At 35.5% G+C, this 21,097-nt stretch carries 20 protein-coding genes, 1 tRNA gene and 3 pseudogenes; 12 read left to right on the top strand and 12 right to left on the bottom strand.

Features of this window, described 5'->3' with window-relative positions; genetic code table 11:
• Positions 1–167 precede the first annotated feature (167 nt).
• Positions 168–734: a phosphoribosylglycinamide formyltransferase gene (gene purN / locus ABWU67_RS04870; protein WP_341821810.1), complete on the top strand. Its 567-nt coding sequence runs from the start codon at positions 168–170 to the stop codon at positions 732–734.
• Here the strand turns inward: purN and ABWU67_RS04865 are convergent.
• From ABWU67_RS04865 to ribF, 4 genes are read right to left on the bottom strand one after another with little or no spacing between them, the layout of a single operon-like run.
• Entirely contained in the window at positions 728–2,047 is a 1,320-nt protein-coding gene (locus ABWU67_RS04865) for a M16 family metallopeptidase (protein ID WP_353281813.1), read from the bottom strand. The genes purN and ABWU67_RS04865 overlap by 7 nt on opposite strands.
• Complete coding sequence (locus ABWU67_RS04860) at positions 2,034–3,374, bottom strand: M16 family metallopeptidase (protein ID WP_353281811.1); 1,341 nt, start codon at positions 3,372–3,374, stop codon at positions 2,034–2,036. Before ABWU67_RS04860 ends, ABWU67_RS04865 begins: the two co-directional genes overlap by 14 nt.
• 29 nt (positions 3,375–3,403) lie before the next feature.
• Complete coding sequence (gene lspA, locus ABWU67_RS04855) at positions 3,404–3,880, bottom strand: signal peptidase II (protein WP_006279329.1); 477 nt, start codon at positions 3,878–3,880, stop codon at positions 3,404–3,406.
• Positions 3,877–4,809: a riboflavin biosynthesis protein RibF gene (ribF, locus tag ABWU67_RS04850; protein ID WP_353281809.1), complete on the bottom strand. Its 933-nt coding sequence runs from the start codon at positions 4,807–4,809 to the stop codon at positions 3,877–3,879. Before ribF ends, lspA begins: the two co-directional genes overlap by 4 nt.
• A 68-nt stretch (positions 4,810–4,877) precedes the next feature.
• On the opposite strand from ribF, the gene grxC reads away from it, so the two are divergent.
• The 6 genes from grxC to ABWU67_RS04820 all read left to right on the top strand — a co-directional run bounded on the left by grxC (position 4,878) and on the right by ABWU67_RS04820 (position 10,051).
• Complete coding sequence (gene grxC / locus ABWU67_RS04845; RefSeq protein WP_007550037.1) at positions 4,878–5,216, top strand: glutaredoxin 3; 339 nt, start codon at positions 4,878–4,880, stop codon at positions 5,214–5,216.
• A 115-nt stretch (positions 5,217–5,331) separates the two neighbouring features.
• On the top strand, positions 5,332–6,204 hold the full coding sequence (locus ABWU67_RS04840; protein ID WP_353281807.1) for a hypothetical protein: 873 nt from the start codon (positions 5,332–5,334) through the stop codon (positions 6,202–6,204).
• 125 nt (positions 6,205–6,329) lie between these two features.
• Positions 6,330–6,461 (top strand): hypothetical protein, encoded by a 132-nt coding sequence (locus tag ABWU67_RS04835; protein ID WP_353281805.1) that lies wholly within the window; start codon positions 6,330–6,332, stop codon positions 6,459–6,461.
• 721 nt (positions 6,462–7,182) lie between these two features.
• Positions 7,183–7,782, top strand: a complete 600-nt coding sequence (locus ABWU67_RS04830; protein ID WP_012673206.1) for a peroxiredoxin — start codon at positions 7,183–7,185, stop codon at positions 7,780–7,782.
• Positions 7,769–8,716: a thioredoxin-disulfide reductase gene (trxB, locus tag ABWU67_RS04825; RefSeq protein ID WP_264329504.1), complete on the top strand. Its 948-nt coding sequence runs from the start codon at positions 7,769–7,771 to the stop codon at positions 8,714–8,716. Before ABWU67_RS04830 ends, trxB begins: the two co-directional genes overlap by 14 nt.
• A gap of 183 nt (positions 8,717–8,899) precedes the next feature.
• Positions 8,900–10,051, top strand: coding sequence for an ankyrin repeat domain-containing protein (locus tag ABWU67_RS04820; protein ID WP_353282233.1), 1,152 nt, complete (start codon positions 8,900–8,902; stop codon positions 10,049–10,051).
• A 25-nt stretch (positions 10,052–10,076) separates the two neighbouring features.
• Here ABWU67_RS04820 and ABWU67_RS04815 read toward each other — a convergent pair.
• Positions 10,077–10,935, bottom strand: a pseudogene (locus tag ABWU67_RS04815) (IS630 family transposase).
• A 50-nt stretch (positions 10,936–10,985) separates the two neighbouring features.
• On the opposite strand from ABWU67_RS04815, the gene ABWU67_RS04810 reads away from it, so the two are divergent.
• The gene (locus ABWU67_RS04810; protein ID WP_353281803.1) at positions 10,986–11,429 is read left to right on the top strand and encodes a hypothetical protein; all 444 of its coding nucleotides are present in this window, start codon (positions 10,986–10,988) and stop codon (positions 11,427–11,429) included.
• On the opposite strand, the gene ABWU67_RS04805 is transcribed toward ABWU67_RS04810, so the two are convergent.
• Genes ABWU67_RS04805 through ABWU67_RS04795 form a run of 3 tightly spaced genes read right to left on the bottom strand, consistent with a single transcriptional unit; the run spans position 11,374 to position 14,781 of the window.
• The gene (locus ABWU67_RS04805) at positions 11,374–12,297 is read right to left on the bottom strand and encodes a tyrosine recombinase XerC (RefSeq protein WP_341821814.1); all 924 of its coding nucleotides are present in this window, start codon (positions 12,295–12,297) and stop codon (positions 11,374–11,376) included. The two genes, ABWU67_RS04810 and ABWU67_RS04805, sit on opposite strands and share 56 nt — an antisense overlap.
• A gap of 2 nt (positions 12,298–12,299) precedes the next feature.
• Positions 12,300–13,679 (bottom strand): dihydrolipoyl dehydrogenase, encoded by a 1,380-nt coding sequence (gene lpdA, locus ABWU67_RS04800; protein ID WP_341821815.1) that lies wholly within the window; start codon positions 13,677–13,679, stop codon positions 12,300–12,302.
• Complete coding sequence (locus tag ABWU67_RS04795) at positions 13,672–14,781, bottom strand: PQQ-binding-like beta-propeller repeat protein (protein WP_264707350.1); 1,110 nt, start codon at positions 14,779–14,781, stop codon at positions 13,672–13,674. The genes lpdA and ABWU67_RS04795 overlap by 8 nt, the downstream gene beginning before the upstream one ends.
• Before the next feature lie 359 nt (positions 14,782–15,140).
• On the opposite strand from ABWU67_RS04795, the gene ABWU67_RS04790 reads away from it, so the two are divergent.
• From ABWU67_RS04790 to ABWU67_RS04780, 3 genes are all read left to right on the top strand, one after another.
• The gene (locus ABWU67_RS04790; RefSeq protein WP_080717625.1) at positions 15,141–15,434 is read left to right on the top strand and encodes a transposase; all 294 of its coding nucleotides are present in this window, start codon (positions 15,141–15,143) and stop codon (positions 15,432–15,434) included.
• Positions 15,435–15,696: 262 nt separating this feature from the next.
• Positions 15,697–15,846: a hypothetical protein gene (locus ABWU67_RS04785; RefSeq protein ID WP_285520262.1), complete on the top strand. Its 150-nt coding sequence runs from the start codon at positions 15,697–15,699 to the stop codon at positions 15,844–15,846.
• Positions 15,816–16,067: a hypothetical protein gene (locus ABWU67_RS04780; RefSeq protein WP_022626339.1), complete on the top strand. Its 252-nt coding sequence runs from the start codon at positions 15,816–15,818 to the stop codon at positions 16,065–16,067. The genes ABWU67_RS04785 and ABWU67_RS04780 overlap by 31 nt, the downstream gene beginning before the upstream one ends.
• A gap of 106 nt (positions 16,068–16,173) precedes the next feature.
• On the opposite strand, the gene ABWU67_RS04775 is transcribed toward ABWU67_RS04780, so the two are convergent.
• Together ABWU67_RS04775 and ABWU67_RS04770 are read right to left on the bottom strand one after the other, a co-directional pair.
• Positions 16,174–16,260 (bottom strand) — tRNA-Ser (locus ABWU67_RS04775).
• 31 nt (positions 16,261–16,291) lie between these two features.
• A pseudogene (locus ABWU67_RS04770) lies at positions 16,292–16,579 on the bottom strand (phage BR0599 family protein); the annotation flags it as partial.
• Between the two features lie 58 nt (positions 16,580–16,637).
• Between ABWU67_RS04770 and ABWU67_RS04765 the strand changes: the two are divergent.
• Positions 16,638–17,470 (top strand): IS5-like element ISWpi1 family transposase gene (locus ABWU67_RS04765; protein WP_353281801.1). Its coding sequence is split into 2 segments (ribosomal slippage): positions 16,638–17,007 and positions 17,007–17,470, totalling 834 coding nucleotides; the frame shifts between segments, so codons are not numbered across the junction.
• Positions 17,471–17,525: 55 nt separating this feature from the next.
• On the opposite strand, the pseudogene ABWU67_RS04760 reads toward ABWU67_RS04765, so the two are convergent.
• A pseudogene (locus ABWU67_RS04760) lies at positions 17,526–18,384 on the bottom strand (IS630 family transposase).
• A 537-nt stretch (positions 18,385–18,921) separates the two neighbouring features.
• Entirely contained in the window at positions 18,922–20,901 is a 1,980-nt protein-coding gene (locus ABWU67_RS04755) for a porin (RefSeq protein ID WP_010962806.1), read from the bottom strand.
• Between the last annotated feature and the right edge of the window lie 196 nt (positions 20,902–21,097).

Genomic DNA, 21,097 nt, shown 5'->3' with positions numbered 1-21,097 from the left:
TTTAGCTGGGTACATGGGGCTATTCGTTATTTTGTGTTGTCCAGTGAGGTTCAAAATTAGAGGTCCACTTATATAAAGAGTTTAGTCTGCCTTCTTTGCTATAAAATAAGTTTTCCTTTTGAGCTGTTTTGTTAGTATTAACTAAATTCTAAACTAACTGTGCTATAATGAAAAAGATAAAACTCGGAATACTAATTTCAGGTAGGGGGTCGAATATGCAGGCCTTAATAGAAGCATGTCAAGATCAGAATTTTTCCGCAGAAGTTGCATGTGTTATCACAAATAATAGCGAAGCTGCTGGTCTGAAAATAGCAGAGCAAGCAGGAATCTCAGCGTTTATTGTTAAAGATAAACCGCTTGATGCTGGTAAAATTCACGAAATACTTGTTCAACATAAGGTTGATTTAATTTGCCTTGCAGGGTTTATGAGAATTCTCAAAGCTGATTTTCTGAGTAAATGGCATAACAAGGTGATAAATATTCATCCCTCTTTACTTCCGTCTTTTAAAGGCCTAAACGCTCAAGAGCAAGCTCTAAAAGCAGGTGTAAAAATTACAGGTTGTACTGTACATTATGTCACTCCTGAAGTTGATGCTGGAGCCATAATTGCTCAAGTTGTTGTACCAGTGTTACTAGCTGATGATATTCAAAGCCTCTCAGAACGCATTCTAGCTGAGGAGCATAAGTGCTATGTAGAAGCAGTAAGATCAATAGCAGAAAGTATTAATTATTGACCCTGAGCGTTTTTTCCAACTTCAACGAAAAATAAATTTTCGGGTTCCAGTAAAGAACTTGCCAGCTCGTTTACTTTTTCTAGCTTTACGTCATTAATGAGACTTACAAAATTATTTAGACGATTAATATCGCGATTACGTACCTGCATACTAGCCAAGAACACTGCTGTGTTTGCGTTATTAGATAGGGAAAAGATAAAATTATTTACCATACTAATTTTTGTATCTTTAAATAATTGTTCATCAATTCCTTCCTTTTTTATCCTGCTCAATGTATCTCTTATTGCAGATATGGATTGACTGGCAGTAGAGCTATCAGTACTTAAACCTCCGGCTATAATATTTGCATGCGTATAACTAGCCATAGAGGCACTAATACCATAAGTAATTCCAAAATTTTGCCTTAGCTCTTTCATCAGCACTGAATTCAGCCCCATACCACCAAGCGCATTAACCAAAACTTGAGCATTATAGTAGTCTGGATCTTCATAAGCTATACCTTTTTGAGCAAAAAGTATCACACTTTGTGGTATATCCATAAAAATGTTCTTACTTTCTGCAGAACCAAAATCATTTTTCACAGGTATTTTTCTAACTTTTGATCTTTTTGACGGCAATTTAGATAAATATTTATCTAATAGCGTAATAATTTCTTCTTTTTTTGTACAACCAGCAACACTGATAACTATGTTATCTTTAGCAAAATTACGCTTTATGTATGTTAAAACATCGTCTCTAGTAATGCTCATTATAGTATCAAGAGTACCGTACACACTTTTTGAGTAAGGATGTTTTTTAAACAATAACGTATCTAATTCTTTTCCAGCAACAAAATAAGGATTTTTTTCAAGATTATTAAAATCAACTTTGGCTTTCTCGAAAACTCTATTCAACCCTTCAGAGTCAACTTTAGGACGTATTATAGCATCGCTAAGTAGTGAAATACTTTCTTCTAAATTTTCAGACAAAGTTTCTAATGACACTCCGAAACTTTCTAAATCGGGGTAAAAAAGTAAATTTATTCCTTTGATCTTCAGTTTTTTTGCAAAATCCTTAGCGTCATTTTCTCCTGCCCCTTCTTGGATTACAAGAGAAGTAAACCAAGCAAGCCCCTGTTTTTCTGCACTCTCATACACATAACCTGCATCTTTAAATGATATATTCAGTGAAACTTTTGGTAAAGCATGATTTTCTACAAATAAAAACTTAAATCCTTTACGGGTAGTGACCTCCTCTATATTTAGGTTACCACTTGCTTGTAAATTAAAGCCTAGACAGAAAAAAAATAGAAATATAATTTTACTTATTCTCATTATTATCTCCTTTTGGTAATAAACGACCAATTAACTTATTAGCAGAAAAAATAGCACGGATTTTATTATTTACATCCTCTAGATTGACATCATTAATCTTGCTATATGAAATATCTATTTCATCAAGTGGAATGCCAAGTGCTAGGTGCGGCACATAAAACATTGCTATATGAGTTAAGTAAGATAGATTATCAAACTGTGCTGCTTTGTATCTATATTTTGAGCTTTGTAATTCCTCGCTCGTCACCCCTTTAGATACGAAGCCATTAATAGTATTATCTAACTCTCTTTCAACAATATCTAAATTAGCGCCACTTTTTGGAATTATCATAATATCAATGTAGCCATCACTAAAAGCTAGGCTATTATAATAAGCAAACACTGATACTGCCACATCTTTATCTAAAACCAAATCTTTATACAGTTTGCTGGATTTGCCGCCACCTAAAATGTCAACCGCTAAATGAGCAGCAGAGGCTTCATTTATGTGATCAAATAAGGGAACACGATAACGAAAATATAAAACTGATTCTTTTACTTCAGTGCTCTCTAAGGTCACCGATAGACCTGCATTATGCACTGGATCCTGATTTGGGTAATTTCTCATTACAGGCTTAGCTTTAATTTCGCCATATTTTTCTTCTGCTAATTTCACTACTTCATCAAGTTCCACATCACCCACAATCAGTAATATTGCATTACCAGGGTGATAATAACTATCGTGAAACCTCACTATGTCATCCTGATTGTAAGTTTTGATATCGCTCTCCCAGCCAATAACAGATCTACCATAGCCATTACGGTAAAATGCACTATCCATTTCTTCCCACAACAAGTTATGAGGTTGGTTATCAAATCTCATTTTTCTTTCTTCCAGTACAATGTTTTTTTCTCTATCTATTTTGTCTTGAGTAACATTAAAGTTTCCCATTCTATCTGCTTCAACTTCCATTGCCAGTGGTAAATCTTTTTTGGGGACCAACTCATAATAACAGGTATATTCTTTAGTGGTAAACGCGTTAAATTTAGCCCCAATGCTACTCATAGTGGCTTCTATATCTGTGAACTTTCCTGTAGTTTCAAACATTAAATGTTCAAAGTAGTGAGCCAATCCTGCTTTGCCGATTGGATCATCCATTCCCCCAACTTTGTATATTACTGCATGTAAAACGGCTGGAATCCGATGATTAGAAACAACATAAACATCTAGTTCGTTACTGAGTTTAGTATATTTTATGTTGTGCTCTATGTTTAAAGCATTCGAAGAAATTGGGTAAGTAAAAAAAAGTACAGGTAGTATAAGAAAACTAAAAAACTTATGAAGCATTATTTCGACCTAATATAAAAACAATTATTTTATTCCTCATTTTGTTTAGAAATAAGCATATCGTATATATACCACTTATATAACAATGTAAACATTCCACAAACTATAGATAAATCTGCTAAATTAAAGGCTGGCCAATACCAATCATCAATATGAAAATATATGAAATCATATACAGCTCCCCAATAGATCCTATCAACTACGTTTCCGATTGCTCCACCAATCATCAGAGAAAAACCAAGGTAAGTTGACTGATCGTCAGACTTGTATATCAAATATGCAAGTATACCAATTATTAGTATTGAAAATGCTGAAAAAAAGAAACCGCCATGTGGTAAAGCGCTACACATTCCAAAACTAATACCTGAATTCCAAACTTCAACTAGTTTTATAAAACTAGCGATCTCAATTGATTCTCCTTCATCAATCAATGAGTTTATGTACAATTTGCTCGTTTGGTCAATCAATACTATAATTAATATAACAACTAAGCATAACTTTTTCATAAATTTGCCTTTAACCTATAAACTTTAAGTATATCATAATTTATCTGTTTTGTTAACTCCTCAATACTATGGAATGTTTTTTCTGACCTTATGAGTTTTAAAAGTTGTATATTGACTTTATGACTATATACGTCTTCATCAAAATCGAATATGTGCATTTCTATTATAGGCTTTTTCAGATCCTTAAAAGTAGGTCTCATACCAATATTGACTACTCCATATAACCAATTTGGATTACTATCAGGAAAAGTCACTCTAGCGTAATATGTGCCAAACTTAGGTTTTATCATGCAATCTTCTATAGGAATATTTATGGTTGGAAATCCTATTTCTCTACCTCTACATGCACCTTTTGTCACAACACCAGAAACTTGATAAGGCCTGCCGAGCAATTTATTAGCAATTTCTATTTCGCCCCTTTGTACATACTCCCTTATTGAAGAAGAAGAGCAAATTTTGCCGTCAATTGTTAATGGCTCTAATTTAGTCAAAGAGTATCCATATATTTCAGAATATTTCTCTAGAGTTAATATATTACCCAATCGTTTGTGACCAAAAGTGCAATTTTCTCCGACAATTATGTGTTTAGCGCCATATTTATCTATTAAAATCTCACTGATAAAGTCATCGCAGCTAACCTCAGAAAAACCTCTATTAAAATTAATAATATATAAGTAATCTATACCATAGCTGCTGATTAGTTCCTTTTTTTGTTCTTGGTCTATTAACCTAAAATTGTTTCTACCAAATAAAACAGTTGATGGGTGAGGCTCAAAAGTTAAAACTGCAGAGGGTAATCCTCTTTCTTGTGCTACCTTCTTTAGAGTAGAAATTGCAAACTCGTGTCCTAAATGAATGCCATCGAAATTTCCGAAGGTTAGTGCTATATTATTTTCTATTCCTTGCTCACAATTATAAATAATTTTCATACAATTTGATGTTTTTACATGTTTCTTATATATAATAACTATATTTTAGTAAGCTACGGAGATAAATTGTGAAAAATGTTGTGATATATGTAAAGAAGGGCTGTCCATACTGCATAAGGGCAAAGGATTTACTAGATAAAAAAGGTGTGAAGTATGAAGAAATTGATGTGCTCAAAAACTCAGATCTATTTAACGACATAAAATCAAAGTATAACGTTAGAACAGTTCCACAGATTTTTATCAACGATAAGCACATTGGGGGGTGTGACAAATTGATGGATCTTGAAAAAGAAGGAAAGTTGGATGATATGCTAAATAATAATGACAATCACACTGATGTCACAACCTACACAAACAGCAATGATGAATGTGGAGAGTGTGTTATACCACATGATGATTTTATGTAACTTTTTATCTTGTTTTGTCGTGTAATACGTAAATGAAAACTAGTATGCTCACTTTAAACAATTCTTAATGAATTAAAAATACAATTCATTCAGTGAGTTTTTTTAGTGGGAAAAAATGACAAAAAATATTTCAACTATTAGCAGAAACTTAATTAGTATCGAATTAGTTAACAAACAAGATTTAGAGAATTTCATCAAGATTTTCACAGTGCTTGATAAACATATAGCAGCTAAAACACTTTTTACAGAAGAAGTGAAAATAGAGTACAAGCAGCACAACGGCAAAGAAGTTGTTGAATTGCTAAAAGATACAGGCTTTACATATCATGATATTGAAAATGTATTGAATCACCTGAGTAAACACGGAATGGAAGTGCCCAGCAGCATCATAGCACATACCCTTTTTTCTGCATGCAATCACGCACTTGAATCTAAGGATGTAGCATTTTCCTTTTCTGAAGGATTTCCACAATTTAACATCAGAGTAAATAAGAACACCTTCATAATAACTCCTATGAGTGAAGAGAATTTGGAATTGAATTCACAAAATAGCAGAACGCTTATAGAGTCACTAAAGAGCGAAAAAAGTATTTATGATTGTATAGCAGAAGAAAATACCATTAAAGTTATAGTGCATTCTGAAATGCATCAAGCTATAAATTTGATTATAAAATCACTGATAAAGTCTCGCCTTTTAGCAAAAGAGGAAGAAGGAAAATTCAAAGAGAAATTGAGACAACTTGCTTTTAAGGATCAAGCTTTTGTTGAGTATTCTAGCATCAGAACCATCAATAGGTATCCACATAATCATCCTCTGAGGAAGCATGAAAGTGTTACTAAGGATATAGAAAATATTTTATGTGATTTCATAACAAATGAGAACAGCGAGTTTGCTATAGAGCGACTAAATAGGCTGAGCTCAGCAGTTTCTCCGGATACTCCAAGAATCATCACTAAAACTATAGATAAACTTGTTAAGTTTCACTAAGGTATACGAGAGCCAATAGACTTCTTATATTACCTTCTGTCATCCAAGTAGCTTGGCTACTTGGTTCTTTTTTTGGGTTCCAGCTATGTATAGCTCTTTTTACAATAATCCGAACAGACCGTAATATGCTACTGGCCTGCTATAGCCATAAACACATATCTTATCGCATTCGGACTATTATAAGAAAGGCTATACATAGCTGTATGAACATTGTAGCCGTTATTCAAGTAGCCCGCAGAAGCGAAAAACTTACTTGACAAACTCCGCCAACTCCCTTATCATGAAACTGAAGCTATTTATTTATCTTCTCTGTACAGATTAAATGACAAAAAAACTCACGTATCTGGCGTCTCATGTTTAATTTTTTGCACTATGTGCACCTTATGTCTTTATAAAACTTCTAGGTTTTTACCTAATATAAGCTAAAATGCGCTTATAAAGCATTTAAAACATAAAAAAACGCCAACTTAAAAAATGGATAGTGAATAACTAGCTACCCTAGGGTTTCTTTTGCCTTTTTTTCTGTTTAGTAAATTTCTTAATGTTTATAATTTAGATTAGTTGCGGCTTAAAAGCAACTGAATCGCGGTTATTAAACGTTTAGAATAAAAAAACGCCATACTTGAAAGTATAATGTAAGTAATTAGCCAACCACGGGGCTTCTTTTGCCTTTTTTTTGTTTGGTAAATTTTTTAACATTTATAGCTAAACGACAACCGTCATCCCACTACTTGTTAGCGGGATCTAGAGATACCGCGAATGAATCGCGGTATGACGGTTCGTGGCGGTATGACGGTTCGCGGTGGCATGACGTAGAATTTTATACTCACCAACTCAGTATTCCAACCTGGATTGTATCTTATCGGTAAAAAAGAAGAGCTATTTTAGGAAGTTTTTATAGGACTAAAACCAAAGAAAACTTGCATATAAGTTTATCAAGATGTAAAATTAAAGTTATTTTAAAAGAATAGGTTAATTATGAATCTTGTAACAAAATCTGCTATCGATTTTACTGCTTCATCTGTTCTCTCTGACGGAGAAATTGTTGATGATTTCTGTCTGAGTAAGCGCATAAAAAATAAGTATGCTGTCCTTTTTTTCTATCCACTTGATTTTACTTTTGTTTGCCCAACTGAATTGATATCGCTCAATAATAGAATAAATGAGTTTGCAAAGCGTGGTGTTGAAGTGATAGGAATAAGTGTAGATTCAAAATTTTCACATTATAAATGGCGAAACACTCCAGTTAATGATGGTGGTATTGGAGAGATTAGCTACACTTTAGTGTCTGATATCAAAAAGTCTATATCAAGAGACTATGGGGTCTTATATGATGACTCAATTGCGCTGAGAGCAACTTTCGTTATTGATGATAAATTTATTGTACGTCATCAATCGATAAATGATTTGCCTTTAGGGCGTAATATCGATGAATTCGTTAGAATCGTTGATGCAATTAAACATAATGAAGAGCATGGTGAGGTGTGTCCAGCAGGGTGGAAAAAAGGTAAGCCAGCAATGCAGGCAAGCGATGAAGGAGTAGCTGATTATCTAAACTCATATAGTGAAGAATTATAAGTTTAGTACAAAAGTTCTTATTATTGGATCCGGGGCAGCGGGTTATGCTGCTGCTATATATGCAGCACGTGCAAACTTAGAGCCAATTGTAGTAACGGGAATGCAGCCTGGTGGTCAGCTTACAATTACTACAGATGTTGAAAATTATCCTGGTTTTGTTTCAGTACAGGGTCCAGAACTAATGGAGCAAATGAGGTTGCATGCAGAAAAGGTTGGAGCAAAAATAATAGATGATGAGATAAAAAGCGTTGAACAACTTGAGGACTTTAATGAGTATAGATTTAGATCTTCTGGTAATATCAATGACTACTATTCAGATGCAATTATCATTGCATCTGGTGCGCAAGCGAAGTGGCTTGGTTTAGAAAGTGAAAAGAAATTTCAGGGTTATGGGGTTTCAGCTTGTGCGACTTGCGATGGTGCATTTTTTAGGAATAAAGTTGTAGCTGTGATTGGTGGTGGAAACACTGCTGTTGAAGAAGCAATATTTTTAACTCGATTTGCCAAAGAAGTGATATTAATACACAGGCGTGATAAATTAAGAGCGGAAAAAGTAATGCAAGATAGGCTCTTTAAAAATGATAAAATAAAAGTAATGTGGAACCATACCGTAGAGCAGATTCTTGGAGAAGAAAATCCAAAAAGGGTTGCTGGTATTGCGATTAAATCAGCAGAGATCGATAAAACCCAAGAATTAAAAGTGGATGGAGTGTTCATTGCAATCGGGCATGCACCAAATACGGGTATTTTTAAAGGCTTTGTTGAAATGGATGAGCAGGGTTACATCATTACAAAACCTGGAACAACTTTAACTAGTAGGGCAGGAGTGTTTGCTGCAGGTGATGTTCAAGATAAGGTATATCGTCAGGCAGTAGTTGCAGCAGGAACAGGATGCATGGCTGCGCTTGATGCAGAAAAGTTTTTAGAGTCGTAGTTAATTCTAGGATTTTGAATAAATCGCTTGCAATTTTCCTTTTCTTTTTCATAATTATATTAGTAAATTATTAGGTAGGTTTAATATGCTTTATGGAGGGGATGGGATAAATACTAATGGTTATAGATATAATCAGACAACTTCAAGACAGCCGATGAACCAACACAAAAGTTATTTAAGGCTATTGATAACGAAAACCCGGAAGCTTTTAAACAAGCTCTGAAAGAAGGTACGGATGTTAATGCGTTTGATAAGGAGGGCATGACACCTTTGATGTCTATTGTCAATGTCTGCGCTGTCAGCGGTGATGGACAGGCTACGTTAGAGAAAATGGCTAAATTGCTTATACAAAACAGAAGTATCAATATTAATGCTCAGAGTAAGCAATCTGTGTCTACAACACGGACGAGATATGATCCTAGTACACAAAGTGAAATATCAGAATTTATAACAACATCTAATATGCGCAAAGACACAGCTTTACATATTGCTTGTCAAGTTGGGGCTAAAGATGTGGTAAAAATATTGCTCACGCACCCAGATATAAAAACTGATATCAAAAATTATGAATATAAAAGCCCTGAAGATTGTATTGCAAGAGGATTTGAGCGCGTAATAAAATTAGAATTTAAAAAAGCACAAAAAGCAAACGAGTTGTTAGGTGCTCTTTCTAGCAGAAACATTTACCAAGCGAAAAGACCATTAAATCAAGAGTTTAACCCTAATTGCTGGAAAAGAAGCCGAAATGAAGAAATAGAAACGCCGCTTAGCTTAATTATTCAATCATGTTTACAAGGAATAACATCAGATAACAAAGAAGTATTGACAAAACTTTTAAAACATAAAGAGCTAGATTTTAGTCAAATAAAGCCAATACAAGCTATAGAGCAAAATTCGTGGGTGAAGCAAATAATTGAACAAGCCATTACAGAGCGATTAACCGCTACTATTAATAAAAAAGATTTAGATGATGTAAAAAAATTAGTAGAAGATAATTGCTTCATGAGTCATGCAATTGTTACTGCTGCATTGAGGGGTGTTAATAATCCAATCGAATCTATTACAAATTATCTAAATGAAAAATTTCCTGCAAATACATTACAACCTTTGGCAAGTACGAATGATATACCGGTAGGTTCTGAGCAAGTTATACAAGAACTTAAAGGTGAACTTGAAAGAACGAAAGCTCAACTCATAGAAAAAGAACGAGAGCTGGATAGGGTCGTACGCGAAAGAACGAGAGGCATTAACAAAATTTCACAGTTAGAAGAAGATTTAAGGCAGGAAAAATCGGCTCAAAAAACAAAAATCAATGATCTAAATAGTGAAGTATAGCATTTCTCATAATAGTCCGAATAGGTCATAGGAAGGCAGAATCAACAGCACGACGAAAGGATTCGAATAGAGGAATGTTTTTCCTGGCTCTGTTTTTTATAGCAAACCAATGATGCTCAATTTTGTTAAAATCTGGAGAATAAGGCGGCAGATACAAAATTTCTGCACCGACTCCTTTAGCGAGCTTGATAAGCTTATCAGACTTATGAAAAGTAGCATTATCAAGAATGACAGTTTGTCCAGGTTCTAAGATCGGTGCCAAAAATTGCTCAAACCATCCATTAAAAATATCCATATTACAGTGGCCTTCAAATGTTAATGGAGCAACTATCTTTCTTCTACTTAAGGCTGCAACCATGCTGATTCGTTGAGTTTTTTTTCCAGATTTTAGGGCATAAAATCGCTGTCCTTTCTGGCAATACCCATATGGATAGTCCTCCGTGTTATCAATCCCAGACTCATCTATATACACTAAGTTTTCTGGTTCTTTTGTTGCTATAATTTTTAAGAATTCAGCACGTTTTTCTTCGTTCCTTTCCTTGTATCCATATGTCTTTTTTTGCGCGTAAATCCAATTTTTCTGAGAGCTCGGTGGATCGTTTCGATACTAACGTTGCCCCAAAGTTTAGCCATTTCCGACAGAGTTTTTCTACCGTGTTTTTTAGCAAATTCGATAAACTTATTCCAGTCGATAATTTTCTGATTGTAACCTCCATTACCGAGTTTTTTGACTGAAAGTCGCCTGTTTCTTTTTTTCTTTGCTTCCACTCCCACAAAGTAGTTCGTCCAATTTTAAATCTTGCTGCCACTGCTTCTCTGCTTTCCCCTTCGTCTAGTGCTTCCATTGCTTTTTTTCTTAAATCATAACTATATGCTGCCGGCATCCAACCTCCTTATCGCCATCTATCCTTAATCTTATCATATCCGGACTTCTGTGGAAAGAGCTATAACTCGACTTAATAGAATTGTGTATGGAAGAGCAAGCGACACTGTCGAAATTTCACGATTAAAAAGAGATTTGAAACAAGTAAGGGAAGAAAGAGATAGGCTTTCATCAGAAAATAGACTGCTCCGTAGTAATAAAAACGAAAAATCCTCGCAAGCAATTTCTCCTGGTAAAAAACAAAGCAACTACGCTTCTGCTTCTTTTGTGTTGTCTGGAGCGTTTGCTGTTGGTGCATGTTTAGCAGTTTTATACGGTTATCCAGTAATAGGTGCTTGTCTTGCAGCAGTTGCACTTGTTCTTCTTTTAGTAGGATATTTTTTATACAAAGGAGATGAAAAAGACATAGGACCTGGTAGTGCCACAGATAATCCTCAAGTTACAAGGGTTTTGGCTTCTTCTCCAAACTCTGTTGGAAATTCTTATACATATTAAAAACATCTTGATAATTGAGGTGAGTGTAAACTTGAGTGGTCTCAAGACTCGAATGACCAAGCAGTTGTTGTATTGATCTTATATCAATATCTTCCTGAAGCAAATGAGTAGCAAAACTATGACGAAATGCATGTGGAGATAAAATTTCTGGCAGATTTAATATTCTCCTTATTTTCTGCAAACGATTGGCCACATAAGTTCTTCCCAATTTTTTTCCTCTTACTCCCACAAAAAGATGTTGTGCTTCATCAAGGTAAGGACAGGCTTTTACATATTCTTGTATACATTTTTTTACTACTGGGAGAATGAATACCTGCCTTTGTTTATCTCCCTTACCTGTTACTATTAAACTTTCATTGTTAATATCACTAACCCTAAGGTTCAACGCTTCACTGATTCTTAAGCCTGTACCATATAGCAGGACGATAATTGCAATTTCTCTTTTTACCACCCAAGGTTCACCCAGGTCGGATAGTTTCATTTCTTTCAATAAAGTTTTTATATTAGGTATTGATAATGCTTTGGGCAGAGTTCTTCTCTGAATTGGCCTTGATAAGGAAAATACAGCTTCATTGTCTATATTGTGGTTATTTTTTATGTACTTGAAGAAATTTCTGATTACTGAGAGTGCTCGAGTGTTGGATCTTGCGTTTACACCTCTTGCGTAACGAGAGGTAAGCCAACTTCTTAACTCAGGTATGCTTAAATTTTTCAGAGTACCAACATTTACTTCTCCACCAATGTGAGTATTTAGGAAACTTATAAGATCCTTCAAGTCCCTCATGTATGATTCCAAAGTGTTTGGTGAATAAGATCTGTTGCACCTCAGCCACTCATACCATTTTTCAATGATCGAACCGAGGTCCACAATTATTTTTTAAAGAAAGCATCGATGCACGCATCTCGAAAGGCTTCATTTATATCAGGATGAGAGTGACAAATTCTGTATATATCCTCTGCTGCTGCGCCATATGCCATTGCAACCGCTGCTTCATTGATTAGCGTATCAGCGTATGCTCCTATGATATGCACACCTAGTATTGTATCTGCTCTGCTACAAGTCAGCACTTTCACGAATCCTTCAGCATCATCAGTGATTTTTGCTCTGCCGTTTGCAGCAAATTGACATTTACCAACTTTGTACTTACGGCCAGCATTTTTGAGTTCCTCTTCAGTTTTACCGATTGAAGAAACCGCAGGGTGAGTGTAAATGACAGATGGTATAATTTCATAATCAACGTGAGGTACTTGCCCAGCGATTATCTCTGCAACTGCCACTCCTTCTTCTTCTGCCTTATGAGCAAGCATTGCTCCACCGATCACATCACCAATAGCAAATATTCCTTTCACATTAGTTTCATATCTGTTGTTAACTTGAACGAAACCGCGATTATCTTTTTCTATTTTTTCATCAATACCAAGATTCTCAGTGCATGGTTTGCGTCCTGCTGCCACCAATACCTTATCCGCCTCTATAGTGTTTGTTTGATTATCTTTTACAGAGCAAACTTTCACACTCAAAGAATTACTACTTTGTTTTATCTCCTCAACTTTAGTGCTAAGTAAAAATTTTATTCCTTGTTTTTGTAGACTAGAAAGTAGAGACTTACTTAATTCTCCATCCATTGCTGCAGCGATTCTATCAAAAAATTCTACTACAGTGACTTCAGACCCTAGCCTCCTCCATACAGAAGACATTTCAAGCCCTATTGCCCCGGCTCCGATTACGACAAGTTTTTTTGGTACTTCAGTTAAAGATAGTGCACCGGTGGAAGAAATAATGTCTTTCTCATCGATATTAATTCCTGGCAAAGAAATAACATCAGAACCGGTTGCAATTACTATATTTTTTGTCTTCAGCACCTTACCTTCAACTGAAACTTCAAGATTACCTTGGTCAAAAGAAGCAAGCCCATTGATTTTAGTGATTTTGTGAAGGTTAAACAGATATTCTATACCTTTTCCAAGTTCCTGAACTCTGGCGTCCTTATAACCTAGCATTTCTTTTAAATCGAAACTTGCGTCCTTAATTTTTATGCCAAACTTCGACAGATCATTTTTCGTGTGAGCATACTGATAGGAAGAATGGAGCAATGCTTTGGAGGGTATGCACCCAACCCGCAGGCACGTACCACCAAAAATGCTATTTTTATCTATGCAGGCAACTTTCAATCCAAGTTTTGCAGCAGCGATAGCACACTTATAACCACCTGGACCACCACCTATAACAATCAGGTCATAATCAATCATAAAGAACAAACCTATTTTCTAAAGAATAAACACCTTTTCCCTCAGTTGTTACATATATTTTATCGTGAGTAAACACTGGAGTGTGAAACACATTGCCAGGTACTTTGACTACCTTTCCTGCATTTTCAGATCCCGGAAAAGCAAACATTGAACCTTTATTGCTTGTCACCCACAGTGTATGGGCATGCATAATTGGAGCAAACAATTGCGTATTTTCTATTAAATCAGATGCCCAGACTGTTTCTCCATTTTTTATATCCAGGCCAATTATTTTATCGTCTTTAGTAACTATAAAAATTCTTCCGCCTTCTTTTTGCTCCTTTGGAGGAATAAGAGGACTGTAATATGATTCAATGTCTGATACACTTTTTACTTGCAGTGACTTTGACCATAAAATATTTCCTGATTTTACGTCAATACCATAAATATAAGAATTATTTGTAGCTATTAAAGTATCGCCAAGCACTCTCGGTGTAGTAGTTACATCTGTGAGCTGTGTATCCAAAAGGTTTGTAGCCAATTTTTGGCTCCACAATTTTTTACCGTCTTCATTAAAAGCTATTAACTCACCATTTGAAAATGGTGCTATTATTTTATCATTAGAAATTGCTGGCGATATGGAATACAAACCTCGAACCTCATTGATGCCGTTTTGATAAGTCCAAACGAAGCTGCCATCTTTTATATCAAACACGTACAGATAATTATCAATAGTCAATACTACCAATTTATTGTTTATTACTGCTGCTTTCCCTCTTACTGGAGCTCTCAATTCTTTTTCCCACTGAATCTCGCCGGTTTTTGCATCTATTGTGTGTAGAACGTTATCCACTATAAAGAAAACGTTTCCTCTGTGACGCAATAGGCTCATGTTACTAATTTTTTTTCTGTGTGAGAGGTGTAATTTCCAATTCATAGCCTTTGAGTTATCAATATCAAAGGAATATAAAGCGCCGTGCTTGTCTGATAAAATAACGCTATTTTCTGTAAGCACTGGAGCTACATATCCTTGAGATAGTTTTTTATCCACTAGACTTATTCTCTCGCTTGCCATTGTGTAACTGCTACACAATAACATTATCATGACAATTATTACTTTCATTATTTATTGAAAACAAGATTCATTAATATACATCTTAAGAACCTTAATTACAACGGAAATGTTCTTGCTGCATGTTAAAAACGTTGATTTATGAACGAAATATTATATTATTATGTGAGATAATGTATACTCTTAGAGGTAGTACACCTCATCCACTATGCGGCAACGTGCATAGCTGTACGAACATTAAGATATAAAAGTAATTTATACCAAGAAGAAAGATGTCATCCAAATAGCCTCTTTTCCTGTCATCCCAGTGCTTGACACTGGGATGGCTCTGTTGCATCGCAACTGAAAAAATCTGGTGGCTACTGACAAAATTCATTATAAAATAGCCATTTAACCGCTTAAGGAAAAATATGCCACAAAAAATGAGAGTTAGTAACTGCCATGAATATAACAAATTTCTAGAAAAAAGAGGAAATATTTTTCGTTACATCGATAAAGCTATCGAAAATTGGTATGAAAATAGTCCAAAAATGCAGGGCGGCAACTATATTTATAGTGATAAAGTTGTGATTTTAGTGCATATAATCGTTAATCTTTTTAGAATTGGCTTAAGACAAACAGTCGGGTTTATAAAAGGATATTTGCAACAAATAGGAAGAGATTTGGCAGTTATCAGCTATTCGCAAGCTTCAAAAAAAACTTAATATTAAGATCAATGATTGCAGAATTGATAAAAATAATATGGAAGATATCGAAATTGCCATAGATAGCACAAGCATCAGCATTTATAACAACACACAGCAAGGAAAATAGCGCTGACAGAAAATATCGTGGCTATGAACAGACAAGAAAATTGCATGTAATGTTGAATATAAACAGCAAAAAAGCCATAGCTGCAGAATACAGTAACGGTCTGATCACTATGGAGCTTGCGATTTACTTAAAGGAGTTAATTTTCAGCATGCCATAAAAGCACTATATGCAGACAGAGCATATGACAGACATAAACTCTATAAATTGTGTGATGAATGCGGCATAAAGACAAAAATTCCTCCAAAAAAACAATGCAGCAGAGCATCCAAAGTATGGCAGAGAGAAATGCTGCAATTAGACTAATAAAGTCATACAGCGAAGATGGAATGAAGAGGTGGAAAAGGCAAACAAACTACGGAAAAAGATCTTATGTAGAAAGTTTTTTCTCGCGACTGAAACAAACATTCGGGTTTAATTTTCGGAACAAATCTGAAATTAATCGTGGGAAGGAACTGCTACTCAAGTGTTATTTGCTTAATCAATTTACTGACATTGGTATGGCTAAATTTGAAATGGCTACATGAATTTATCGTAAATTACCACCGCATAGTTGTAACATTGTACCATATTACAATGTTCGTACAGTTGTGTGCGCGACCGGGGGTTTTATACTATTCTAGAAGTAACATACGGAAAAGGGGGGATTCGAACCCCCGACATATTTTCATATGTGCACGCTTTCCAAGCGTGTGCTTTAGACCACTCAGCCACCTTTCCATGCTTATTCATAATATTGAAAATTGTACTGCTAAACAATATAAAAACCTGGTATATAGGGTTCACCACGAAAATTCACAGTATTGTTAAACTTGCTTCTGCAAGTTGGAAATGTTTTATCGCAACCTGCGAGTATTGAATATTTATCTCCAGCAAAAATTTGGTATGGAGGCGAAGTAAACAACGTAACTACTTTATTTTTATATTCTTTTACTACACCTTCAAACGCTATTGAGCCAAAGAATTTTACTACTCCGTGCTTATAATATTCATCACTCTCAGTTAAATTCGTGTCTTCAAATCTTCTTTCGTCTATTAGAGGTTGTCCGGAAACAAGTAAAAGGCTATAATATCTGAAATTTTAGTACGGGGTAAAGATGAGAAAAAAGTATCCAACAGATCTAAGCGAAAGGGAATGGGCAAGAATAGAAAAACACTTCAGAGTATCATACAAGAAAGGAGGAAGGCCGCCAAAGTATAGCAAAAAAGAAATATTAGAAGCAATTTTCTATGTATTGCGTACAGGGTGTCAATGGCGGTATTTACCAAATGATTTTCCGCTATGGAAGACTGTGTATGAGCAGTTCAGGCAATGGAAGAAGCAGGGAATTTTTGAGAAAATGAATTATGAAATTACAAAATATAGTAGAAGAAAAATAGGAATGAATGAGCAGCCGAGTGCCTGTATAGTAGATAGTCAATCTGTAAAGACTACAGAAAAGGGGGGATCAAAGGCTATGATGGAAGTAAAAAAGTAAAGGGTAGAAAAAGGCATATAATTACAGACACTCAGGGTTTTATACTAGGTTGTTACGTAGGCGCTGCTAACGAAAATGATAGAGATGGTATTAAAATAGCATTAAACAATATGAGAACAAAATATACTAAAGTTAAAAAAATGTGGGCTGAAATGGGATACCAAGGAAGAAATTTAAAGAATCACATAAAGGAAGAATATGACATAGATATTGAAATTGTTAAAAGGCCTCCATGTAGATTTTGGGTGCACAAAGATACTCCACCTGAGCTACTACCAACAAGAGAACAAGGGTTTAAAGTACAGCCAAGAAGATGGGTTGTAGAAAGGACTTTTGCTTGGGTTAATAGGAATAGAAGGCTATCGAAGGAGTATGATTTACTCACAACATCCACTGAGAATTTCATATACCTAGCTATGAGTAGGGTTATGTTAAAGAGGGAATATGCTTGAATTTACTAGTTTCCGGACAACCTCTTATAGCATTTCTCATAATAGTCCGAATAGGTCATAGGAAGGCAGAATCAACAGCACGACGAAAGGATTCGAATAGAGGAATGTTTTTCCTGGCTCTGTTTTTTATAGCAAACCAATGATGCTCAATTTTGTTAAAATCTGGAGAATAAGGCGGCAGATACAAAATTTCTGCACCGACTCCTTTAGCGAGCTTGATAAGCTTATCAGACTTATGAAAAGTAGCATTATCAAGAATGACAGTTTGTCCAGGTTCTAAGATCGGTGCCAAAAATTGCTCAAACCATCCATTAAAAATATCCATATTACAGTGGCCTTCAAATGTTAATGGAGCAACTATCTTTCTTCTACTTAAGGCTGCAACCATGCTGATTCGTTGAGTTTTTTTTCCAGATTTTAGGGCATAAAATCGCTGTCCTTTCTGGCAATACCCATATGGATAGTCCTCCGTGTTATCAATCCCAGACTCATCTATATACACTAAGTTTTCTGGTTCTTTTGTTGCTATAATTTTTAAGAATTCAGCACGTTTTTCTTCGTTCCTTTCCTTGTATCCATATGTCTTTTTTTGCGCGTAAATCCAATTTTTCTGAGAGCTCGGTGGATCGTTTCGATACTAACGTTGCCCCAAAGTTTAGCCATTTCCGACAGAGTTTTTCTACCGTGTTTTTTAGCAAATTCGATAAACTTATTCCAGTCGATAATTTTCTGATTGTAACCTCCATTACCGAGTTTTTTGACTGAAAGTCGCCTGTTTCTTTTTTTCTTTGCTTCCACTCCCACAAAGTAGTTCGTCCAATTTTAAATCTTGCTGCCACTGCTTCTCTGCTTTCCCCTTCGTCTAGTGCTTCCATTGCTTTTTTTCTTAAATCATAACTATATGCTGCCGGCATCCAACCTCCTTATCGCCATCTATCCTTAATCTTATCATATCCGGACTTCTGTGGAAAGAGCTATAATTCTCCAGCTAAATGATTTTTTAGTGTGGTTTGCATAGGGGCCTCCTGCTTAATTGATTAAATTTGAAAGTAGCTATACGGCCAGTAGAATAAGGGCAGTGTGTTCTTTTCTCATCATCTAAGTAGCCATAAAGCGTCATTCCGGTGACCATAGGGTGTCATTCCAGTGCTTGACACTGGAATCCAGGAAATTTTGCTTGTAAGTAAGCAAACTGATTTGGTGAGCATAAAAAGTGGCTGATCTTATGCTGAATAAACGCTTTTGATGAAGTTGCATGGAAAGCTGGATCCCAGTGTCTGGGCACTGGGATGACATCCTTCTTGGTGGAGTGTCCTCAAATCACAATGTTCGTACAGTTGTGTGTCACGCACTGGGATGACAGGAGAGAGGAACCATATGTTTATTTGATCGACAAATAAACACTAACAGACAAGAATACACCACAGTTAACTGTGGTGTGTACTGGCTGGTTAGAAAGAAAACTTTACACCAGTAAGAAGGAGAATTCCTTGGTTAGAAGGTACATCAGCATCAGACTCATCTTTCAGCTTACCTGTTTCGTTAGTCATAAAATAATGGAGAGCTGCGTAAGGAACAAATTTGCTCTTACTGCATGCAGGAGACAGATCATATTGAACGCCAAGTGCACCATCATGAAGCATATCTTTGTCATTCATTCTGCTGCCAAAATACGTCAAACTTGTGTAGATATTCTCATGTTGATACCCAGCTCCTACAGTCCAATACATGGTATCTATACTATCTTTACCAAATTGAGCTTTCAGCCCTTCCACTCTTTTGCCATCAGTAGCATCTTTACTATCAATTTCCGTATAGGTATCACCAATTAATTTTTTAATACCCTTCGGTTGACCAGATTTGCCCAAGTATGCAAAAGAGGCAGCAAACTTTACGCCTTGATCTTCATTAATCTTATAATCAGCGCTTACACCAAAATTAACACCCATCAGGTCATTATACTCCACAAATTCCTTATAAAGATGCTTATCTTTACTTGGTTGCTTTGGAAAGCCATATTCACCAACTGCAGAAGTTTTAACTTTTATGTTATGTTTATCAAAGTCATATTCATATGATGCACCAGCACTTACTATGTGCTCATAGTCTGGGCCGACATGCTTTATCGTTTCCTTATGTTCTATCTTACCGCCTTTATCTTCTGAAACTGTTTCTTTTACAGTAAACAAACCACTATCATAACGAGGTGAGTAGCTGATACCAAATCTTGCGCCCATATAATTTGGTGAGTAGTAAGCAACTCTAAATGGCAGTGTAGTCATAACGCCTTTGTTATATTTCCCTGCCATGCGGAAAGAGAATTTTTCACTTTCACTCGAAAAACTTTCAGTGTAAAGACGTGGTGTTACATAAAATGGAAAGCTAGCAGCGCTTCCTTCTAAGTTCACTTTTCTGAACCAGTCACTATCTGCAGCTCCGTCAACAGTCGCAATTCTTGTTGCATCAAGCCTCATCAGAGCCTCAGGACCAAATTGGTAACCAAGCTTCACGTCACCATATTTTGAGTTAACAAACACATGCGCACTTCTGCCTTTTGCAGCATAAACACCCTGTGAAGCTCCCTTACCTTCGGTCACTGGAACATGAAACTGCACGTCAGCACCATAAAGAAGACCTAAATCTTCATTCTTATTTTCTGCTCTGAGGTGCAATATCGCGTCAGCAATCATACCCATATCGTTGCTGTAATCACCAATATTTCCTATTCCTTCATAGAATATTGGATTTGCTCCTCTTGTTATATCTGGAGTGGCATTATAATACTCTGTAGATCTGTTTGGCATAACGTTATAACGTTTATAATCTGCGCCACTTGGTCCAGCTTTGCCATAACCTTGAGCATCAACAACACCACCAAAAGTTATTCTTAAATTACTTTGCCCTTGATTGGTATCGATAATATCAACTCCACCAACTGAAACAACAGGACTTGCCTTACCTTTTTCCTCTGTATTTTTGTTAACAACTTTTATATCCTTCTTTACATCTTTAGCTTCAACTTTAGCATTCTTAGTTTTAGAACGCTTAGTTTTTGAAACTTTACCTTTTTCTATATTAGAATTCTTAGCGTTTAGAGCTTTCGCTTTTGAATCCTCTATAAGCTTTGCTTTTTTCTCATTTGCTAGCCTGATCTCCTCTTTTTTCTTCTGCTCGGCTGCTAATCTTAGCTCCTCTTTTTTCTTAAGCTCTTCAGCTTTTTTTCTTGGATCAGCATTACATATTCTGTCCATCTTTTCTTTCAGTTTTTTATTTGATGTTTTCATAACTTCCACTTTTCCAGAAGTTTTTGTGCTCTCTTGCTTTTTTATTTCCTTCATACTCTCATCAGGAAAGTCAGCTGCAAAACTGCTGAAAGAACATAAAGTTAATAAAGAAACTAGAGCAGTTCTAGTATACATAGACTTTTTCATGAAGTGCCCCCAAAAAATTTCGAAATCATATCTTAAATGTAAATAGTATAAAAATGTTGAAAATTCAACTTAAAGCAACCTTATAACGAAAATAAAAGTAAAATGCAATACCTTAAAAGCAACTTTCTTAATATGCTCAACGTGTATATTAACCAAAATTTAGTACAGAGGTTCGCTTGTTAGTGCATTATAACTC

Origin of the sequence: Wolbachia endosymbiont (group A) of Aleiodes leptofemur (assembly GCF_964028465.1) — a bacterium.
GTDB lineage: Bacteria > Pseudomonadota > Alphaproteobacteria > Rickettsiales > Anaplasmataceae > Wolbachia > Wolbachia pipientis.
Note: the sequence above shows the minus strand (reverse complement) of the source record. Positions and strands in the feature narration are given on the sequence as shown.

What these genes read in the sequence shown, in the direction of transcription:
- purN (WP_341821810.1), top strand. Translation starts at nt 168, where the DNA reads ATGAAAAAGATAAAACTCGGAATACTAATTTCAGGTAGGGGGTCGAAT.
- ABWU67_RS04865 (WP_353281813.1), bottom strand. Translation starts at nt 2,047, where the DNA reads ATGAGAATAAGTAAAATTATATTTCTATTTTTTTTCTGTCTAGGCTTT.
- ABWU67_RS04860 (WP_353281811.1), bottom strand. Translation starts at nt 3,374, where the DNA reads ATGCTTCATAAGTTTTTTAGTTTTCTTATACTACCTGTACTTTTTTTT.
- lspA (WP_006279329.1), bottom strand. Translation starts at nt 3,880, where the DNA reads ATGAAAAAGTTATGCTTAGTTGTTATATTAATTATAGTATTGATTGAC.
- ribF (WP_353281809.1), bottom strand. Translation starts at nt 4,809, where the DNA reads ATGAAAATTATTTATAATTGTGAGCAAGGAATAGAAAATAATATAGCA.
- ABWU67_RS04840 (WP_353281807.1), top strand. Translation starts at nt 5,332, where the DNA reads ATGACAAAAAATATTTCAACTATTAGCAGAAACTTAATTAGTATCGAA.
- ABWU67_RS04835 (WP_353281805.1), top strand. Translation starts at nt 6,330, where the DNA reads ATGCTACTGGCCTGCTATAGCCATAAACACATATCTTATCGCATTCGG.
- ABWU67_RS04830 (WP_012673206.1), top strand. Translation starts at nt 7,183, where the DNA reads ATGAATCTTGTAACAAAATCTGCTATCGATTTTACTGCTTCATCTGTT.
- lpdA (WP_341821815.1), bottom strand. Translation starts at nt 13,679, where the DNA reads ATGATTGATTATGACCTGATTGTTATAGGTGGTGGTCCAGGTGGTTAT.
- ABWU67_RS04795 (WP_264707350.1), bottom strand. Translation starts at nt 14,781, where the DNA reads ATGAAAGTAATAATTGTCATGATAATGTTATTGTGTAGCAGTTACACA.
- ABWU67_RS04790 (WP_080717625.1), top strand. Translation starts at nt 15,141, where the DNA reads ATGCCACAAAAAATGAGAGTTAGTAACTGCCATGAATATAACAAATTT.
- ABWU67_RS04780 (WP_022626339.1), top strand. Translation starts at nt 15,816, where the DNA reads ATGGCAGAGAGAAATGCTGCAATTAGACTAATAAAGTCATACAGCGAA.
- ABWU67_RS04755 (WP_010962806.1), bottom strand. Translation starts at nt 20,901, where the DNA reads ATGAAAAAGTCTATGTATACTAGAACTGCTCTAGTTTCTTTATTAACT.